Below are 19,484 nucleotides of genomic sequence, written 5' to 3'. Positions count from 1 at the left end.
CGAACAACCGCATCGGCCTCTCGATGAAAAGAACATGGCATCGATTGAGATATTTAAGAAATTTACTTGCTCGATGTTAGATATTCAGGCATCGATATAACTTGATGAAATACGATCTTAATTTACTGCCAGTTTTTGTGGCACTCATGGAAGAACGCAGCGTGACGCGCGCCGCCGCTCGGCTAGGAATAACGCAGCCCGCTCTCTCGAACTCGCTCAATCGCCTTCGCTATATGCTCCGTGATCCGTTGTTCATCCGCGAACGATACGGCATCAAACCAACGCAGCTTGCCGTGGAGATCGCACCAACCATTGAAACTGCACTGGCGCAACTGAATGAGGTTGTAGTCCATCAGCAGGATTTTGACGCGCGGTGCGCGGATCGCCAGTTTCTGGTCGCGCCAAACAGCTATGTGGAACTGGTCTTGATGCCAGCGCTGGTCGCGAGACTGCGTGAACAAGCGCCTGGCATCAAACTCCGAATGACGCCATTCGGCAATGATCTCGCTGAGACCGGAGTTACGTCAGGAGCAACCGCAATGGCCATTGGAAGGGTCGTTGCCCCTCCCGACAATCTCGTCGTCCAGCATCTCATGGACGAAAGCCTTGCCTGTGTGGTTCGCAGAGACCATCCAGAAGTCGGTGAGAGCCTTACCCGGCACCAGTTCGAGAGGTTGAAGCACGTGAACGTGCTTCCGCCAGGTCGAATCCGTGCTGGTTTATTCCAGGCGCTGAGCAAGCAAAACCTCAAGCGAGAAGTTGTCGTCTCCGTGACACACTTCCTCGCCGTCCCAGAGATGATTGCCGTCACCGATTACTGTGCGACTTTGCCATTACAGATCTGCCGAACACTTGAGCGCGATCCTCGCCTGAAAGTACTGCCCTCTCCAGTCGATCTAGGAACTTTCCCGGTTGAACTGGCTTGGCATGTGCGATATCGACACGATCCCGCGCACAAGTGGCTCAGAGCGGCCATAATTGATGTCTCGCGATCACTTTCGCAAAGCTCTCAACAGACTGACTCATTGTAGATAACACGAAGCAACGTGTCAGCGCCGACCTGAGATTTTCGATATATGGCGGTCTTCTCTTGCGATTGAACTCTGTCTTTTTCAATAAAGTTTCTAGGAAGATATGAAAAGGCGCCTTGCGGCGAAGGCTTGAAGACACATATAATATACATTATAGTATATTATATAATGTATATTTGGAGGCATAGATGCCCGTCACCAAAATCTCGGAGAAGCTGTCGGTATCGTCGCAGCCAGGCCCGGAAGAGCTCAGGGTACTAGATCGAAGTGGCTTCAAAACGCTGGTCAACAACCGTCCCGACGGTGAGGATGCAGACCAACCTGGAAACCAGGCTGAATGCGATGCGGCCCACCGATGCGATCTCTCTTATGTATTCATTCCGGTCACAATGAATACGATCACTGAAGCCGACGTGCGTGCGTTTCAGACGGCGGTCAGAAAATCTGAAGGTCCCGTGCTTGCTCATTGCAAGACGGGTACGCGCTCGCTCAGCCTTCATCTTATCGGTGAGGTATTGGACGGGTGTATGTTTGTCGAAGAAGTCGTATCGTTCGGACACAGGCACGGCTTTGATACCAGTGTTGCCGCAACATGGCTTAAACGCTTTGCTGACCGTCGCCCGCAGGTGAAAGGATTTTTCGACAGGCGGACTTGTAGCGTTCAGTACGTGGTGTCCGATCCGGCAACCGGTATGTGCGCAATAGTAGATCCGGTTCTCGACTTTGACGAGAAGTCGGGGTCTACGGCGACTATCAATGCGGATGTAATTCTCGATTACGTTCGCGATAGCAATCTGACTGTCGAATGGATTCTCGACACCCATCCACATGCCGACCATTTTTCTGCAGCTCAGTATCTAAAGGGGAAAACCGGAGCAAAAACTGCGATAGGCGAGCATGTAATCGACGTTCAGAAGCTGTGGAAGGGGATATATAATTGGCCTGAACTTGCCGCCGATGGCACGCAATGGAGCCGGCTGTTTGCCGATGGTGAGGCATTCAAGGTCGGTTCCATTGATGCCAGGGTCATGTTCTCACCGGGGCATACGCTCGCCTCAATCACTTTCGTGGTTGGTGACGCCGCATTTGTGCACGACACAATCTTCATGCCTGACAGTGGTACGGCACGCGCCGATTTTCCCGGCGGCGATGCGAGAGTTTTATGGAAGTCGATTCAGGAAATCCTCGCACTTCCCGACGAGACGAGGATATTCGCTGGCCATGATTACCAGCCGCGAGGCCGTGCACCGCGTTGGGAAAGCACCGTGGCTGATCAAAAGAAGTACAATCCGCACCTAGCGGGCGGATCGGAAGAGGCCTTCGTTGTCCTAAGGACCAAGCGCGATAAAATGCTGCCAATGCCAAAGCTTATCTTGCATGCCCTGCAGGTGAACATATGCGGTGGGCGCTTGCCTGAGCCGGAAGCAAACGGCAAGCGCTACCTGAAGTTCCCACTGGATGCATTGGAAGGAGCTGTATGGGAATGACCGCGGGCAAAACGGCAATACTGAAGGCCGGGTTATCTCCGTCAGATCTTTCCTTGCGCGCGGGAGAAGTGGCAGACCTGCTAAAGACACTCTCCCATCCAGCGCGTCTGATGATCGTTTGCTGTCTGGTGGAAGGCGAATATTCCGTGGGGGAGCTGGAAGAAAAAAATGACGTTCATCAACCGCATCTGTCGCAGCACTTGACGGTGCTGCGCAGCTCCGGAATCGTCGAGACGCGACGGGATGGAAAGCAGATTTTCTATCGGCTCACAGAAGACAAGGCGGCGCAACTAGTCGCCTCCCTTCATGACATCTTCTGCGTGGAGACAGAAACGTGAGCCCTGATCAAGCGTGACAGAATTGAGAGCACATGGTTTGAGTAATTCTATCCTTGCGACAATGGGCTCGAGAGGTGTTGTTGGCTTTGTGCTGGAATTGCTCGGCGGCGGTTCAATCCAAGCAATACCGTGTGGTTGATCCCTATGATCCCGATAACAATGGAGGCGATGGCGGGAGTAGCAGTGGTGGTAATAATGGTGGCCACGTAGTCAGTTCGAGTAACGGTGACAATGAAGGCAATGAAAGTGGTCCTTTCCCTCCCGAGGTTCCCTATTATATAACTAGTTATGGTTTCGCTTTGCGTTATGTATTGGTGGTAACTTGTCGCATTTCATGATGATTATCGGCATTGATTTGGTTGTGGGGAGAAATGACGACGGTAGAGTGGATCATGTATTGATATGAATATTTGCACATTTCATGCTGATTTGAAGCGCTTCTTGACCCGCGCTCCAGGAACTCGATTCTTCAACAGCCAGAAAATTCTCAAATCATTCGACAACGGTCATTTTGCCTTGCAACCAATTCGTTAGTCTCTCTTAGGTGTAAAATCATTCTTTGATATAAGTATTTTTGAATATTTCATAAGAAATTGTTATGAAACCAATTTCTATAAGTATTTTTATTATTAATTTTTACTTCAACTAAAGTGTTGACGCTACGTCACTATGATGCTCGAATGAAATCGTTTTGATTACATTGAAGGAGAGATGTCATTGAAAGGCAACCTGCTATACGGTCTTCTATTGACGAGCGCTTTGGTGAATCCAGCATTCTCGCAGGAAGAGGCCAATACAACCATCATCCATGCTGGAACACTTCTTGCTGATGCAACCAAGGGACCGTTGACGGAACAGTCGATCATCATCAAAGGTAACAAGATCGAAGGTATCGAAGCTGGATTTGTTAAGCGTGACGGTGCTGAGATCGTCGATCTCAGCAAAGCATTCGTGATGCCGGGCATGATCGATAGTCACGTGCACATCACCTCCCAGCTTGCACCGGATGCGAGGTTGAAACGGGTCGAAAACTCCGATGCGGACTGGGCAATGCAAGGGGCGGCGCATGGCAAACGCACACTCGAGGCTGGGTTCACAACCATTCAAGATCTGGGTGCCAGTGGTTCTGATGCGATCTTTGCGTTGAGGGATGCTTCGAAAAGAAACGAATTGCCGTTGCCCCGCATTCGCGCTGCAGGCTATTCCGTTTCGGTCAGTGGCGGTCACGGTGACGGCCGCCAGGGCTACAACGACGATGTGGCGGAGGCCTTGCACAAGGATTCGATTTGCAACGGGGCCGATGACTGCCGCCGCGCAGCCCGCGAGCAGATCCGAAAGGGTGCCGATATCATCAAGATCACCGCGACCGGCGGCGTATTGTCGAACACGTTGGCGGGTTTTAATCAGCAATTCACCAGTCCTGAAATAGAAGCCATCGTTGACGCCGCTCGGAGCATGGGGCGCAAGGTGACGGCGCATGCGCACGGCCTTGATGGGATTAATACGTCTCTGTCTTCCGGTGTCTTGTCGATCGAGCACGGTACCTATCTGGACGACAGTTCTATTGCCCTTTTCAAGGAGAAGGACGCGTATCTGGTACCGACCGTGATGGCTGGTGATTTTGTGGCTAAGACTGCGAAAGACGCAAAATGGATGACCGAGCCCCAACGTATCAAATCACTGGAAGCAGGTCCTCTGATGCTTGATATGTTGCGCAAGGCACATGCTGCGGGCGTCAAGATTGCATTTGGCACCGATAGTGGTGTGTCTGTTCACGGCGACAACGCAACCGAACTGGTGCTAATGGTCGAAGCAGGCATGACACCACAGGAGGCGCTGACCTCGGCAACTGTGAATGCAGCCGATCACATTGATATGAGCGACCAAATCGGCACGATTGCAACAGGAAAGTTTGCCGACATCATCGCGGTGAAAGCGAACCCTCTCGAGAATATAGAGCAGATGCGCGATGTGGGTTTCGTGATGAAGGACGGCAACGTCTACAAATCAGCATTGTAAACTGGATCACCTGATGGTCGGCGCGGGATAACCGCGCCGATCTATATTCTAATTGTTTAGTTGCGGAACATCATTGGGATGATGTAGGATGGGCTATTGCTGATAATGCGTGTCGCAGTTAACCGGATTCGGGATTGAACTAAGCTGCTATCGCTGCGCTTGGTCGCAGGGTGTTGATTTCGCCACTAATATATGGCCCATAATGCAGACCATGTCTGCGCTACCAAACCCAATGGCAGCTACCTTTCTTTCACGCTAAAACTTGCCCGTCGGCTTCCCATGCCATCCAAGACGCGAGAATATTAGTATCGCAATGACGGTTTGTGCCTAAAGCAGTCGTGACGCTCGTCGCCCGCGCAAGCGACGGCTGATTAACACCACAACACATCCATGTGCATCCATTCATGAATTGGTTTCACATACGATGTGGAATGGGAAGGGCTTATCAGGCCGCGGATGCCGAACTATTTATCGTGATTTTGCCAAGTTGTTTGCGGATTGTGATCGGGCTATTTGAGTTGAATGAATACTCTGTCCCCCATGCCACGCCTTAAAGGCTTTCGCTTCGCTCGTAAAATTGTTGCATATGCGGTCCGGGCTTATCATCGATTTGCGCTGAGCATCTCAAATGCGAAGATCTGCTCGCCAAAATGCGAAGGCAGTACAGCAGTTTCCTGCGTAGTCTTATGGCACGGTTTGGTAAGCAGAGAGTTGTTGTGACCGATAAACTGCGAAGCTGCTTAAGCCAGTTCGAAGGCTTTCGCCGGAGACAGGCTATCGTGCCCAAAAAGGGCTTAATAACGCATTTGAAGTCTCGCATAGACATATACGAAAACTAGAGAAAATATTTGGGCTGTTCAACGCACCAAGGCAAGCCCAAAGCCTCCCTTCCAACCAGCTTCTGTTTGGGGGAATTTGAGTCAATAGAGATCTAGCTTCGACTTTTCTTTAATCTCCACACGTCAATTAGATGGCGATCTGCGTTCATTCCGTAAAAACCACCTCGACGCCAGCCTTGACGATTTTTGCGAGTTCTTCTGCATCCCAGTTTGTAAGACGCACGCAGCCATGGCTCGATGTTTTGCCGATGCGTGAAGGGTCAGGGGTACCATGAATACCGTAAGTGGGTTTGGAAAGCGCAATCCATACCGTACCGACGGGACCGTTTGGACCAGGCGGAATGGTCAGAACGCCTTCATTGGCGCCTTGTTTGAAATTGATCCTGGGATTGTAGGTATAATTCGGATTGATCGCTATTCGTTTGACCTGGACTGTGCCTGAAGGGGAGGGGGTGTCCGAAGAGCCGATCGTGGACGGATAAGCTACCTTCAGCTTTCCATCTAGGCCATAGCCCCGAACCTGTTTGCGACCCTTATCTGCTATGATATGGGCAATCGGCGTGCGTTTGGCTTTGCCGAGATTTGGAACTTTGATGATCGAGCCAGGTTGATTGAAGTTCACGCCTGGATTGATCTCTTTGAGGAACCCCTCATCGATTTGAAACCGCTCGCCAAGCATTTCCGTGACCGATGTATAAGCCATTGCTGGCAATTGGGCTTTCAACGCGTAATCAGCGGGGATTTCTGCCACAAATTGCCTGCCAACGTCTTCATTGGTGATGAGGTAATCCTTGAAAGCTGGTCCGCCGGTATTCTCTAGCTCGGCCTGAATAGTGCTCGGATCGGCTGGATTGATAAATCGACCCGTGATTTCGCCAAAAGCCGCAGCAGCCTTGTCGACATTACTGCCAGAACGCCCATCGATTGCGCCGGGCGACGCGCCTGCCCTGTCCAACATGATCTGATAGGCTGCAATCTGTTCTTTGGAACCAACGCCTCTTGGCATTTCTATCGCGGGCGCCATGTCGTCGGCAGTTGGAACATAGGTCGAAGAAATTTCCTGACGAGCTGGGTGTGTGCGGTTGATGCTGCCGGTGGTCATCTGGTCCAGTTCGGCTTCGATCGGTGCAGTTGGCCCCACTAATGCGGGTGGTCGGATATCTTTTACCTGCAAAAGCAGTCCATTGATCGATCGGTCAATTGAGGAAGACGGCATGGATTGGCGTCGGTGCTGTTCGAAAGATTGTCGCACTATCCCATGTTCAAGAAAGAGCGTTGCTGCTTTGCCCGGACCGACAAGCACGCTGGAAAATACAACGGTACTCAATATGAATTTAGATAAAGGAGCGAAGTGCGACATATCATAAGCCTTGATTGGACTTGATAAGTATTCGCTGGATTATAGTTAAATATTCGTTTCGGCCGTTTTCTCAGGCAAGAAATCAGGGTGAACACAAACCGAGAGCTCTCGCTCGGCGTTGCTGCGTACATATGGGAACTTACGCCTTTACCCATCTTATTGGCATGGCAGCCATGCGAATCTGGTGCTTCTGTCCGCGCTAGCTCAGACCTATATGCAGTTTGCAAGACAAAGAGAGAATTTTTGAGGAGAGAGAAATGAACCTGATCCGCTCGTATAGCAACTGGCGCCGTTACCGTAACACGGTAAATGAACTGAGCCGCCTGAATGCACGTGAATTGAACGATTTGGGCATCGTGGCTTCGGAAATCCCATCCGTTGCCCGTCAAGCCGCTCACCGCTAATCAATCCTGAATATCGCTGAGGCCGTTCCTCCCAAAGCCCTCAGCGGTCAAAGACCAGACGTCCTCCTCCCAAGATCTGGTCTTTCCCATAAACACCCGTCGCTCCTCCCGCGGCGGGTGTTTTACTTTTGGGGAACGAAGGGGCACGCCGATAGGTTTCTCACCGCGACCGGTACTGAAGGACTGAACTATCCAGTTTCGAACTGTGACAACGCTGCTTTCGGTCCACCACATGATTGACAACGGCAATTTATGCCAGAACGGCGTTGTAAGTCATTTTAGAGCACGGCAAGAAAGTACCAGTCGTCAATCGGAAAGTTTCTTGAATTGGCAGTCGAATTATGGACTAATTTTCAACAGACATACATTGAACTCGCCGCGCTTTAAATTTGTCCGCATCCGTTCAGCCGGATATTACCTTAACCTCCGTAAAATCTTCCAGCCCCCATTTCCCGCCTTCACGGCCGTTGCCGGATTGTTTGTAACCGCCGAACGGACTGCCGGAACCGAGCGAAGAGCCGTTGATATGCACCATGCCGGCGCGAAGCTTTCGCGCGACGCGTTTGGCGCGTTCAGCCGATCCGGTTTGAACATAAGCGGATAAACCGTAGGGGGTGTCATTCGAGATAGTGATGGCGTCCTCTTCGTCGGCAAACGGGATGATGACGAGTACGGGACCAAATATCTCTTCGCGCGCAATCGTCATATCGTTCCGGACATCAGCAAATATGGTCGGACGCACGAAGTTCCCGGCGTCGAGCCCGTCCGGATGACCGAGGCCACCTGCTACCAGACGTGCACCTTCATTGATGCCTGTCTGGATCAGTCCTTGAACTTTGTCAAAATGAGCTTTCGATGACAGCGGCCCAAGATGATCTCCTTCACGAGATGGATCACCGACCCGGGTCTGATTGACGGCATTAGCGGCGAGCTGAACAACTTGATTGTAAACCGTATTCTCTACCAGCAACCGGGTAGGTGCATTGCACGATTGACCGGTATTGTTGAAGCATTCTGTGATGGCTCGCTCCACCGCGCTTTCTACCTCGCTGTCGGCGAAAATCAGATTGGGTGATTTTCCTCCGAGCTCGAGTGATACACGCTTGACCGTATCTGCGGCGCCGCGTGCGACTGCTGTGCCCGCACGGGTTGAGCCAGTGAAAGACATCATGTCAATGTCTGCGTGGCGCGACATGGCTTCGCCCACGACCAAACCTTCGCCGTTGACAAGGTTGAATACGCCTTTTGGAAGCTCCGCTTCATGCAGAATTTCGGCAAAGAGCATCGCTGACATGGGCGCTATTTCAGATGGTTTCAAAACTACCGTGCAGCCGACTGCGATAGCTGGAATAACTTTCAAAGCGATCTGGTTCATCGGCCAATTCCATGGAGTAATCAGACCGCAGACACCGATTGGTTCGCGCACGATGATCTCGCCGGAATTATCTGTTCGTCTTTCTTCAAATTTGAAGTTTTCCAGTGCCTGGATGAAAGCGTTGATGTGATACAAGCCTGCCGCGGCCTGTTGATCACGGGCCATGGTGATCGGCGCACCCATTTCCAGCGAAATGGTTTTAGCCATATCTTCCAGGCGCGCCTCATATATTTCTGCGATTTTGCGCAAGAAGCGGATGCGCTCCGTAACCGGAGTTTCACTCCAGGAAGAGAACGCAGAACGGGCGGCCGCAACCGCTCGATCAACATCCTGAGCGGAGCCTGCTGAAATTGTTGCATAAGGCTGTTCGTTGGCAGGATTGACGATGGCAATGGTGTCGGTTCTGAAAGGTTCGACCCAAGCGCCATTGATATAAAGGTCAGTCTTTACGATGTAATTGGTGTTCTGGTCGGATTGGAGCACGATATTTCCTCTCTGGTAATTGCTTGGCTTTGTAGAGTGGGGCTTTGCTAAATCAGTCCCCGCCGGGCACGATCTCGTTTCAGTATCCGAGAAATTGCACCGGTTGCTTATTCGGGAAGTTGCGGATGGCGGCCTGAAAATCCTGCGTATAGGTAGCTTCCATGAAGGCCGCCTTTTCTGCCTCAAGTTGAGCCGCCAACGAAAGATCGGCGGCGAGCAGTTGCTTGAACAGTCCAAAGGCTCGCGTTGGGCCAGTGGCAATTTTTTGTATCAGGGCAGCAAGCTGTTCGTGATAACTGCTATCCTCAACCACGTCGTTGACAATCCCGATTTCTCTGGCCTGACTGGCGTTGAGTTTGCCTCCCTTGAGCATAAGGGATAAAGCAGCACGCGGCCCCAGCTTTTGCCGAAGATACCAGGTGCCGCCGCAATCGGGCACCGTCGCCAGTCGATCATAGGCAAGAATGAACTCTGCTAATTGACTGCAGATGGCATAATCTGCCGACAGGACCAGGCTCAATCCTGCGCCAGCTGCGGGTCCGTGTACTGCCGCGATGACAGGAGCAGGCAATTGCTGCAGGATTAATAAAGCTGGGTGCATGTGGCGCAGTATGCGCTGCAAGACAAGATCAGCCCGATCAGGGTCGGCTGCAAAAGCTGCCACATCTCCACCCGCCATAAATGCTTTGCCCGCGCCTTTGAGAACGACGCAACGTATGCCCTTGTCCGATGCAATGGCTTGCACGGCCTCATGAAAGGCTGCTGCCATCGCCTCGTCGATAGCGTTGTATTTTTCCGGGCGGTTGAATGTGATGGTGCTGACACCGGTTTCTTTATTCAGATCGACAAGGATTGGGGTCGTCATTGGTGGGTCCCTTGATACAGTTCTGTAGATTCGGTTGCGGATCGATGCGGTTGGTTTTTATGGTCAGTGTGACGCTGCCCAGAATGATGAGCGTGCCTAGAATAGCGTTGAGACTCGGATGAATGCCCCAAAACAGCCAGGTGACCGTAATCGACCAGATCAGCCCCGAATAACCGAAGGGGGCGAGGAGGGCAGGTGATGTCATGCGGTAGGCGATGGCGCTTAAACCTATGCCCATGCTGGAGAATGTTGCCGCAGCACCAAACTGGGCAAGGTGTGGGACTTGTAGTCCACGCCAATGCTCAATGGCGAACGGGGCGACAAATAGCGCCGAAAAGAACGCGCCGAAAAACGAGATCGTCCACAGGTTGTCTTCGGGCGGAATCCATCGCGAACTGATAGCGTTGATGGCGTAAAACACGCTCGATGTACCAGCCAATCCCATAGCGTAACTGAAGTTGGATGCCCGTGGATTGATCGCCACAACCACGCCGAGGAAGCAGAAAAAGATCGACAGCCATGTGCGAAGGCTGACATTCTCCTTGAGCAGAAAATGGGACATCGCGGTGATAATGACAGGTGTCATAAAGAGAATGACTGTAGCCTCGGCCACAGTCAGGGTTTTCAGGGAAGCGATGTATAAATAGGCGGCGATCAAGCCAAAAGCTCCCCGCAACGCATGAAGCCCAATTCTGGCCGACCATATCTTGCTTCGTCCGGTTGTCCGCACATGAAACAGGTAAAGAATCGGCAAGGCCATCAAGCCGCGGATCAAAATGATCGATGACACATCATAGTCGCCGATGAGAAACTTGGTCGTCGTATCATTTAGGGTAAAAGCAAGACTGCTTGTGCAAAGAACGGCAGCGCCAAGGAAACGCAGTGGGATCATGCTGCTTCCTCCAAGTCAGTCGCGAACTGAAAATATTCGCGAGGACTGTGCTTACAGTTGTGAAGGGCCATCGCGTCAAGATCAGTTATCGCGGTCGGTACATTATACATGCCGAAGCGCCATGACCGCGACAGGTTGCCGCTCTGGAGACCACGCTTGAACTATCAGACCGGCTGTCTCCGAGACGAGATTCGGGACTTTTAGACGCTGCTCCGAGGTTGGTGAATTTGACGATACTGAGCGGTGGCTTAGACTACGCCCTTGATATGGCGTGATCTTTCGCGGCTTCATGATGTTCCCCCTCCAATTGACCCTCTTTATGGAGCTCCGACGAAAATCATCGTGTAATATCTGCATGTTAATAAAAAGTTGGACGTTCAGCAAATTTTTTGTTTGACTTCATCTGCAGCGAATTTCAGTATCTAATCATCAGATTTGATTGCAGCAGGGAGTGGGGCGTGAAGACCCGAGTAACCGAGCTATTGAAAACGAAATACCCAATCATTCAAGGTGGAATGCAATGGGTAGGTCGCGCCGAACTTGCATCAGCTGTATCGAGTGCGGGCGGCCTTGGAATCCTGACGGCGCTGACACAACCTAGTCCCAAAGCGCTAAGCGAAGAAATCGCTCGTTGCCGGCAAATGACAGACAAACCATTTGGGGTCAATCTCACGATTCTCCCCACGACAGCGCCCCCACCTTATGAAGAATATCTTGATGCGGCGCTTGGGTCGGGTGTCAAGGTAATCGAAACAGCAGGACGCAGCCCAAAAGAGTTCATTGAGAAGATTAAGGCGGCCGATGCTGTTGTGGTTCACAAATGCACGGCCGTACGTCATGCCCTGTCAGCCGAACGCGCTGGTGTCGATGCCATTTCTATCGATGGATTTGAAGCGGCGGGACACCCAGGTGAAGATGATATCGGTGGTTTGGTTCTTTTTGCCGCTGCAGCCGCGCAGGTGAAAATTCCGTTGATCGCGTCGGGCGGTATCGGCACCGGTGAGGGCATGGCGGCAGCTTTCATGCTCGGTGCCGAAGGCGTGAACATGGGTACGCGTTTTTGTGCCACCAAAGAGGCGCCCATTCATGACAATATCAAGCAGGCGCTGGTTAATGCCGGCGAACGCGACACCAATTTGATCTTTCGAACATTCAAAAACACTGGACGTGTTTTGAAGAATGCTGTCTCCGATGAGGTCATCGCTATCGAAGGGCGGCCGGGGGGTGCGGAATTTACAGATGTTCGATCGCTGGTTTCCGGTGACCGTGGTCGCCATGCGCTGACAACGGGCCAACTCGACAGCGGCCTTGTCTGGGCAAGTCAGACGCTCGGGTTGATCAAGGATATTCCAAGCTGTCAGGAGCTTATCGAACGCATTGTCAGCGATTGCCGCCTTGCCATGACAAGGGGGCTACACGCATTTTCCAACTGACTTTTGTCAGCGGAATGCCGAATAAGGTGCTTTGGAGGAAGTACCTTTGCCGGTTGTTGCATGCAAAAAGGCGCGGCTATTGAGCCGCATAGGGAGGAGGAACAATGAAAAAGGCATTCATACTGGGTGCAGTGCTTGCCATGGCAGCCGGTTCGGCTGTGGCTGACGAAAAGGTCAGTTATGCGTCCTACGGAGGCGCTTATCAGGAAGGTGTGCGTAAAGCCATTCTTGACCACTTGCCCGCGGATCATGGCATGACCGTTGTCGATTATGTCCTGGCCGGTGGTATCCGCGATATCCGTACCAAGGTGCGCGCAAATGCGGTCGATATCGATGTGGCGGAACTCTATGGCGGCCTTTGCGATTTGGCAGGCAAAGACGATCTTCTGGTGCCACTCGACTATTCCAAAATCCCCAATGCCGCCGGGATTCCTGAACATTTACGCACAAAATATTGGGTTGGCTTTACCGCCTATACGACCGTCCTTGCCTATAACAAGAATGTCTATGGTGATAAGGGACCACAAAACTGGACCGACTTCTTCGATACCGAGAAGTTCCCAGGCAGTCGTGCTATCTCGGGCAATTCGCCAGCGACCAATATGGAAATTGCCCTAATGGCTGACGGTGTGGCCAAGGACAAGATTTATCCTATTGATATGGAACGGGCGATGGCCAAATGGTCCGCTTTGAAACCGGATATAGGCGTTCAGTGGGCTAGCGGAGCGCAAGCGACCCAGCTCGCAACTTCCGAAGAGGTCGATATGCTGTCGATCTGGGCGGCGCGTATTGATGCCGCCATCAAGGAAGGCGCACCATATACCTATAAGCTTGATGACGCGGTGATGGATGTGGAATGCCTGGTCATTCCCAAAAATTCTCCCAATCCAGAAGGTGCAATGCGCCTGATCAACCATCTGCTCGATCCAAAGTATCAGGCCAACCTGCCAAATTATATCGCCTATGGGCCGATGAACCAAGATGCGTTCAAACAAGGGCTTGTACCAGCCGACAAGGCGGCGGGCATTGTCACGAGCACTGAGAATCTCAAGAAGCAGCTCATCACCAACATGCCGTATTGGGCCGAAAATCACGAAAAGGCCCAGACCATGTGGGACAAGGCAATGATGCAATAGCCGGTTCAGGAGGGTTGGAGGCTTCGGCCTCCAACCCGGGAATTTTCTTCATGGAGCCCAAGATTACAATCTGTAGCTGACAATGCTGCGGTGTCCTGTTGTGCGCTGATGGAAAGCAGAGATGAAACACTCCTCGACTACGGCTTTGCCGGTTACGATCCAAGCACTGTCCAAACATTACGGCACGGTCCGGGCGGTTGACGACGTATCGCTGGCGATTAAAGCCGGTGAATTTCTCACATTGCTCGGCCCTTCCGGGTCAGGAAAAACAAGCCTTCTGATGATGATTGCGGGTTTCTCCCGACCGACGGATGGTTCGATCAAGATTGGCACAAAGGAAATCGTGCATCTTCCGCCCCATAAGCGCAATATTGGCATGGTTTTTCAGAACTATGCCTTGTTCCCGCATATGTCAGTATTAGAGAATGTCGCTTATCCGCTGCGTTTGCGTAAGATCGGCCGTGCTGAAATCGAGGAACGGGTCAAGAAAGTACTCGATCTGGTGCAACTTGGTGGCTATGGCGAGCGTAAGATCACTGAATTGTCTGGTGGTCAGCGCCAGCGTATAGCGCTTGCGCGCGCTATCGTGTTCGAACCGCGCATTCTGCTGATGGATGAACCCTTGTCGGCGCTTGACAAGCAACTGCGGGAAACGATGCAGATCGAAATCCGCAAACTACACGACCGTTTGGACATGACGACTATTTCCGTCACGCATGATCAGCGTGAAGCGCTCACAATGTCGGACCGGATTGCCGTATTTTCGAAGGGCAAACTGGCCCAGATCGCGTCGCCGGCCGATCTTTATGAACACCCGGAAAGCCGCTTTGTGGCTGAATTCATTGGTGAAACCAGTTTTCTGCCGCTCCGGCGCACAAACGCAGGTGTCGGTTATGGCGATCAGGGCGTGAACTTGCCGGATGATGTTGGTGAACTGTACGACGACATGTTGCTGAGCATGCGCCCCGAGCGTTTGCGTTTCGCAACAGATGAAGCAGCGGCGCGCGCTTCGGGAGCAAACCTGTTTTCCGGTCAGGTCGTCACGGCCATCTACCAGGGTGAATGCCTGCTTTTCGAGGTCATGCTGGATGGTGGCCATAAGGTATTCACACGGATTGCCAACCGCTCGGAAAATCTGCGGGCAGTGCCAAAGGTTGGTGAACGCGTGGCGCTGCGTCTGGAACGGGCGGACGCGCGGCTTGTACGCGCGGAGGATTGATGATGACAAAAGCTGTTGTCTCATTTCCTGTTGCAGCCCCCAAGCCGGTGACGCAAGCCGAACTGGATGAAAACCGCCGCGCGCTGAACCGCGAACAAAAATACGAAAGCTGGTCGATGGTGCGTCTCACCATCCCCGCGCTCGCTATTGTTGGCATATTGATGGTGGCACCGCTGTTGTGGTTGCTGTCGATGTCTTTTGTCGACGTCAATGGAGAATATGGTCTCGGCAATTTCCGACTGTTCTTTTCGGAACCTGTCTACATCGAGATGTTTCTCAATACTTTCAAGATTGCGCTCATCGTCACCGTTATCTGCCTGCTGCTCGGCTATCCGGTTGCCTATCTGATGTCCATCCTGTCTCCCAAATGGGCGGGGTTACTGATGTTGGCGGTGCTGGTGCCTTTCTGGACTTCCGGGCTGGTGCGCACATTTTCATGGTTGATCATTTTGCAGCGCAACGGAGTGGTCAACAAGTCATTGCAAGGCCTTGGCTTGATCAACCAGCCGCTGGCATTGGTCAACAACACTACCGGTGTGGTCATCGGTATGGTCCATATCATGATCCCGTTTCTGGTGTTGCCGCTTTATGCATCGATGAAGGCCATCGACTCTAATCTGATGCGCGCTGCCGCCAATGTGGGGTCGTCGCCGACGCATGCGTTCCTGCGTATCTTCTTTCCGCTTTCCATGCCCGGATTGGTCGCTGGCGCCATAATGGTGTTCGTCATGTGCCTCGGCTTTTACATCACGCCCGCACTGCTCGGCGGTGGCAAGGTGAAGATGATTGCGCAGCGTATTGAGGAGATGATTTCGCTTTACCCGACATGGGGCCCTGCAGCTGCTCTTGCTGTGTTGCTCCTGGCAATGACGGCTCTTTGTTTGTGGATCAGTCTGGTGCTGGTGCGCCGGCTGTCGTCGGATCGATAGGTGGTATGATGGAAGCTCACGTTTCTCACCGTGCACGTCTCTGGCTCTACGTTCTCGTCGGACTGGTACTGTTTTTCCTGATCGTTCCGACCCTGATCGTCATTCCGGTCTCGTTCAGTTCAACGACATCACTGGTTTTCCCGCCAGCAGGCTGGTCTACACGCTGGTATGCTTCATTTTTTGGTCAGGAAAAGTGGATCAGCTCGCTCTGGGTATCGCTGCGGGTCGCATTTGGAACCATGATCGTTGCGACTGTTACCGGCGTGGCGGCATCCTACGCTCTTAATCAGGGACGCATCGCCGTTCAAGGTTTTTTAAAGACGGTGCTGGTTGCGCCACTTGCCGTACCGTCGATCCTGATCGCTGTCGGCATTTTCTTTGTCTACGCAAAGATCGGAATGCTGCTGAACACCATTTGGGGCATGATCCTCGGCCATTCCGTGGTTGCGATGCCGTTCGTAATCCTGACCATGCTGGCCGGTTTCAGCAGTTATGACTCATCGCAGGAAATGGTAGCACGCAGTCTAGGTGCCAATCGACTGAAAGCCTTTCTGACTGTGACTTTGCCTCAGCTCAAGCTTTCAGTCGCGACCTCGATGCTGCTGTCATTCCTGATCTCTTTCGACGAATTGATTATTTCGCTGATGGTGGCATCGGGGCCAATGTCGACATTACCGCGCGTTACCTTCTCCACGCTGCGCGATGATCTCGATCCCACATTGGCGGCGGTTTCAACACTCATGCTGATTGTCACATCGCTACCGCCGCTCCTGCTGCACATTTACAGCCAGCGGGCAGCAAAGAACGGTGGTTGATATGATTGCAGAACTTAACCGAGAAATGGATGGCTTTGTCCACCTTGAGAGACACGGATCCGTACTTGAGATCCGTATGGTCAAGCCAAAGGTCAATGCGATTTGTCGCAGTCTAAGCCGCAATTTGGAGAAGGCAGCGCTCTATCTGCAAAACGATTCCGATCTGCGCGTCGGTATTCTGTCGAGCGGGTCAGAGCGTGCCTTTTCAGCCGGCTATGATTTCAAGGAAGGAACGGATCAGAACCGTGGTGCGAGCACCGAAGGCGCAAAGGAAGGCGGTTTCGGCGGCATCACAACACTTTGGTCGCTCAGAAAGCCGCTGATCGCTGCTATCAACGCTCCGGCCATTGGCGGTGGTCTCGAAATATCATTGGCTTGCGATATTCTGCTGATGGCGGATGACGCCTTTATCCAGTTGCCCGAGCTTGAGCGGGGACTGCTGCCCGATGGTGGGGGACTGCAACGCCTGCCGCGCCGTATTCCTTATTATGTGGCAACCGCGATGATCTGGACCGGCGAACGCATGAGTGCACAAGAAGCGCAGCGTTGGGGTTTGGTTTACTGCACCTCGTCACGAGAAAATCTTATGCCGATGGCATTGGAGATAGCCCGGAAAATTGCGGTGTCTGCACCGCTGGCACAACAGGCGTTGAAAGAAGCGTTGCGTGCCGTGGATGGCATGTCGGACCGCGACGCCATGAAATTGCGAGCTGGTGACAATCCAGAACTGTCCACCTTTGCCGCCATGCTGTCCTCGGAGGATATGATCGAAGGCCAAAAAGCCTTCCTCGAAAAACGACCGCCGCGCTGGCGCGGACGTTGAACCAATAACTGAATGACAATTGAGACTGCGCAATCCTTGTGGCTGGGCAGAAAGGGAGAGCTATGTACAAATTTTTGGAAATTGAACGTCATGACGCGGTGGGCGTTATTGCGCTCAACCGGCCGGAGGCGCGCAATGCGCTCGGTATGGGGATCACCATAGAACTGCGCAAGGCACTAAAGGAAGCGGCTGCTGATCAAACTCTCCGCACCCTTATTCTGGCTGGACGCGGTGGCGCCTTTTCAGCCGGTGCAGACGTGAAGGAATGGGCGGCGGGCAGAACGGATTGGCCGGACATGAACTGGGTCGAGGAGTCGCTGCGACTGGTCCAGCAGGTCCATGAAATGCCCAAACCCGTTATCGCCATGATCGACGGTGCAGCCGTTGGTGCGGGTCTCGATATGGCTTTGGCGTGCGACTTCCGCTACGCATCCGAAAAGGCCAAGTTCATCTGTTCCTATACCAATGTCGGCTACAATCCGGACTGTGGCGGAACCTGGTTGATGCCGCGCGTGATCGGTCTCGATGCGGCAAAGCGTTTTGCTTATACGGGCGAATTATGGACCGCCCAAGTCGCGCTTCAAAACCGGCTCGTCAGCCACGTCAGCAGTTCGGATAATTTGTGGCAGGACACGCTGGCCTTCGCCCGGCAACTGGCAAGCGGGCCGACTGTCGCCATCGCGCAGACCAAGAAATTGCTGAACAGCGCCCATACGCGCAGCCTTTCCGATCAACAGCTGGAAGAAGTAGCGGCGGGCAAGGTATGCGGACATACACAAGATCATAAAGAAGGCCTGGCTGCTGCCAATGAGCGCCGCGCACCGAATTTCATCGGCGCGTAAAGGGGGAACACCATGGATTTTGCATTAAGTTTCGAACAACAGGCGCTCATCGATTCATTGGAAGAGTTCTGCAAGCGGGAACTTTATCCGCACGAGAATCTCGTTGAGGAACTTCGCTACGTTCCTGAGGAAATCAAACAGGACATTCAGCAAAAATCGATCCAGGCGGGTTTTGCCGGTATGAACCTGCCGGAGGAATGGGGCGGCCCGGGTCTCGACAAGCAGACCAAGATGCAGGCTGAACGCGTGCTTGGTAAATCGAGTGCCGCGCTCACCATGTGCATGAACCGTGGCGTTACCGGCATCCTCTTCAAATGCAAGGGCGACCAGATTGAAAAATATCTGAAGCCAGCCATCCGTGGCGAACGTAAGGATGCCTTCGCGCTCACGGAACCTGGCGCGGGCTCGGACGCTCGCGGCATCACGACCAAGGCCGTGCGCGATGGGGATCACTGGGTCATCAACGGGGTGAAACAGTTTATCTCTCACGCCGATATCGCCGATTTCATCGTTCTCATTGCCGTTACCGGCGTGGATGAAACACCACGTGGACCACGCAAGCGTTTTACGGCGTTTCTCCTCGACAAAACTCTGCCGGGACTGCGTGTCGAGCCGATGAAGTCGATCGTCACCCGCGGCTATAATCCGACGATGGTCTATCTCGAAGATGTTCGCGTTCATAGCGATGATATTCTGGGCGAAGAGGGCAAGGGCTTCGATACTGCCAATGAGTGGCTCTACGATGGCCGGGTTGCTTTGGCCGCCCATTGTGTCGGTCGTTCTGAACGCATCTTCGAAATGACCAAGGAGTGGGCCGGAACCCGCAAGGCGTTTGGCAAAACGATTGGTGAATTCCAGGGGGTCGGTTTCAAGGTTGCCAATATGGCGGTTGATATAAAGCTCGGTGATCTTATGGTGAAAGAAGCCGCGTGGAAAATTGAGAATCAGACGATGAACCGCACTGAAGCGTCAATGGTGAATTACTGGTGCTCGGAAATGGTGTTCCGGGTTGCGGATGATGCCGTGCAAATCTTTGGTGGCATGGGCGTTATGGAGGAATTCCCCATCCAGCGGTTCTGGCGAGATGCGCGTATCGAACGTATCTGGGAAGGTACCTCCGAGGTCCATCAGGATATTATCGCAAAGGATCTGTTGAGACCGTATCAATAGTAAGTGTCGCCGTTAGTCATCGGC

Annotated in this window: 16 protein-coding genes and 1 pseudogene; 13 read left to right on the top strand and 4 right to left on the bottom strand. The window is 52.7% G+C overall.

The features are described 5' to 3' along the window. Nucleotides 1-104: 104 nt before the first annotated feature. The 4 genes from CQZ93_RS24695 to CQZ93_RS24680 all read left to right on the top strand — a co-directional run bounded on the left by CQZ93_RS24695 (nt 105) and on the right by CQZ93_RS24680 (nt 4,875). Nucleotides 105-1,031 (top strand): LysR family transcriptional regulator, encoded by a 927-nt coding sequence (locus CQZ93_RS24695; RefSeq protein WP_105545113.1) that lies wholly within the window; start codon nt 105-107, stop codon nt 1,029-1,031. Nucleotides 1,032-1,219: 188 nt separating this feature from the next. Further along, nucleotides 1,220-2,518 (top strand): bifunctional sulfur transferase/dioxygenase Blh, encoded by a 1,299-nt coding sequence (gene blh, locus CQZ93_RS24690; protein ID WP_105545112.1) that lies wholly within the window; start codon nt 1,220-1,222, stop codon nt 2,516-2,518. Further along, entirely contained in the window at nt 2,509-2,856 is a 348-nt protein-coding gene (bigR, locus tag CQZ93_RS24685; protein ID WP_105545111.1) for a sulfite-sensing transcriptional repressor BigR, read from the top strand. Before blh ends, bigR begins: the two co-directional genes overlap by 10 nt. A gap of 717 nt (nt 2,857-3,573) precedes the next feature. Continuing rightward, nucleotides 3,574-4,875 (top strand): metal-dependent hydrolase family protein, encoded by a 1,302-nt coding sequence (locus CQZ93_RS24680; protein ID WP_210201122.1) that lies wholly within the window; start codon nt 3,574-3,576, stop codon nt 4,873-4,875. 984 nt (nt 4,876-5,859) lie between these two features. Here the strand turns inward: CQZ93_RS24680 and CQZ93_RS24670 are convergent. Then, nucleotides 5,860-6,756: pseudogene (locus CQZ93_RS24670) on the bottom strand (L,D-transpeptidase); the annotation flags it as partial. A gap of 575 nt (nt 6,757-7,331) precedes the next feature. Between CQZ93_RS24670 and CQZ93_RS24665 the strand changes: the two are divergent. Further along, nucleotides 7,332-7,478, top strand: a complete 147-nt coding sequence (locus CQZ93_RS24665; protein WP_105545109.1) for a DUF1127 domain-containing protein — start codon at nt 7,332-7,334, stop codon at nt 7,476-7,478. Nucleotides 7,479-7,881: 403 nt separating this feature from the next. Here CQZ93_RS24665 and CQZ93_RS24660 read toward each other — a convergent pair whose 3' ends face one another. The 3 genes from CQZ93_RS24660 to CQZ93_RS24645 form a co-directional block, all read right to left on the bottom strand. Next, nucleotides 7,882-9,336 (bottom strand): aldehyde dehydrogenase family protein, encoded by a 1,455-nt coding sequence (locus CQZ93_RS24660; RefSeq protein WP_105545108.1) that lies wholly within the window; start codon nt 9,334-9,336, stop codon nt 7,882-7,884. Between the two features lie 79 nt (nt 9,337-9,415). Then, nucleotides 9,416-10,201 carry an enoyl-CoA hydratase/isomerase family protein gene (locus CQZ93_RS24655; protein ID WP_105545107.1) on the bottom strand — a complete coding sequence of 262 codons (786 nt, stop codon included), beginning with the start codon at nt 10,199-10,201 and terminating at the stop codon, nt 9,416-9,418. After that, nucleotides 10,170-11,093, bottom strand: a complete 924-nt coding sequence (locus CQZ93_RS24645; RefSeq protein WP_286154260.1) for a DMT family transporter — start codon at nt 11,091-11,093, stop codon at nt 10,170-10,172. The genes CQZ93_RS24655 and CQZ93_RS24645 overlap by 32 nt, the downstream gene beginning before the upstream one ends. Nucleotides 11,094-11,551: 458 nt before the next feature. On the opposite strand from CQZ93_RS24645, the gene CQZ93_RS24640 reads away from it, so the two are divergent. The 8 genes from CQZ93_RS24640 to CQZ93_RS24605 all read left to right on the top strand — a co-directional run bounded on the left by CQZ93_RS24640 (nt 11,552) and on the right by CQZ93_RS24605 (nt 19,460). Continuing rightward, entirely contained in the window at nt 11,552-12,526 is a 975-nt protein-coding gene (locus CQZ93_RS24640) for an NAD(P)H-dependent flavin oxidoreductase (RefSeq protein ID WP_105545105.1), read from the top strand. Nucleotides 12,527-12,630: 104 nt separating this feature from the next. After that, a complete protein-coding gene (locus CQZ93_RS24635) occupies nt 12,631-13,662 on the top strand; it encodes an ABC transporter substrate-binding protein (protein ID WP_105545104.1) in 1,032 nt (343 codons plus the stop codon). Nucleotides 13,663-13,783: 121 nt separating this feature from the next. Further along, the gene (locus CQZ93_RS24630) at nt 13,784-14,881 is read left to right on the top strand and encodes an ABC transporter ATP-binding protein (protein ID WP_105545103.1); all 1,098 of its coding nucleotides are present in this window, start codon (nt 13,784-13,786) and stop codon (nt 14,879-14,881) included. Continuing rightward, nucleotides 14,881-15,810 (top strand): ABC transporter permease, encoded by a 930-nt coding sequence (locus CQZ93_RS24625; protein WP_105545102.1) that lies wholly within the window; start codon nt 14,881-14,883, stop codon nt 15,808-15,810. Before CQZ93_RS24630 ends, CQZ93_RS24625 begins: the two co-directional genes overlap by 1 nt. 8 nt (nt 15,811-15,818) lie before the next feature. Then, a complete protein-coding gene (locus CQZ93_RS24620; protein WP_105545304.1) occupies nt 15,819-16,625 on the top strand; it encodes an ABC transporter permease in 807 nt (268 codons plus the stop codon). A 1-nt stretch (nt 16,626) separates the two neighbouring features. After that, nucleotides 16,627-17,448 carry an enoyl-CoA hydratase-related protein gene (locus CQZ93_RS24615; protein WP_105545101.1) on the top strand — a complete coding sequence of 274 codons (822 nt, stop codon included), beginning with the start codon at nt 16,627-16,629 and terminating at the stop codon, nt 17,446-17,448. Nucleotides 17,449-17,510: 62 nt separating this feature from the next. Further along, a complete protein-coding gene (locus CQZ93_RS24610; RefSeq protein WP_105545100.1) occupies nt 17,511-18,290 on the top strand; it encodes an enoyl-CoA hydratase/isomerase family protein in 780 nt (259 codons plus the stop codon). A gap of 12 nt (nt 18,291-18,302) precedes the next feature. Then, on the top strand, nt 18,303-19,460 hold the full coding sequence (locus CQZ93_RS24605) for an acyl-CoA dehydrogenase family protein (RefSeq protein WP_105545099.1): 1,158 nt from the start codon (nt 18,303-18,305) through the stop codon (nt 19,458-19,460). Nucleotides 19,461-19,484 lie beyond the last annotated feature (24 nt).

It is taken from the genome of Ochrobactrum vermis, from assembly GCF_002975205.1.
GTDB lineage: Bacteria > Pseudomonadota > Alphaproteobacteria > Rhizobiales > Rhizobiaceae > Brucella > Brucella vermis.
The sequence above is the reverse complement of the archived record's forward strand: the minus strand, read 5'-3'. Positions and strand labels throughout refer to the sequence as shown.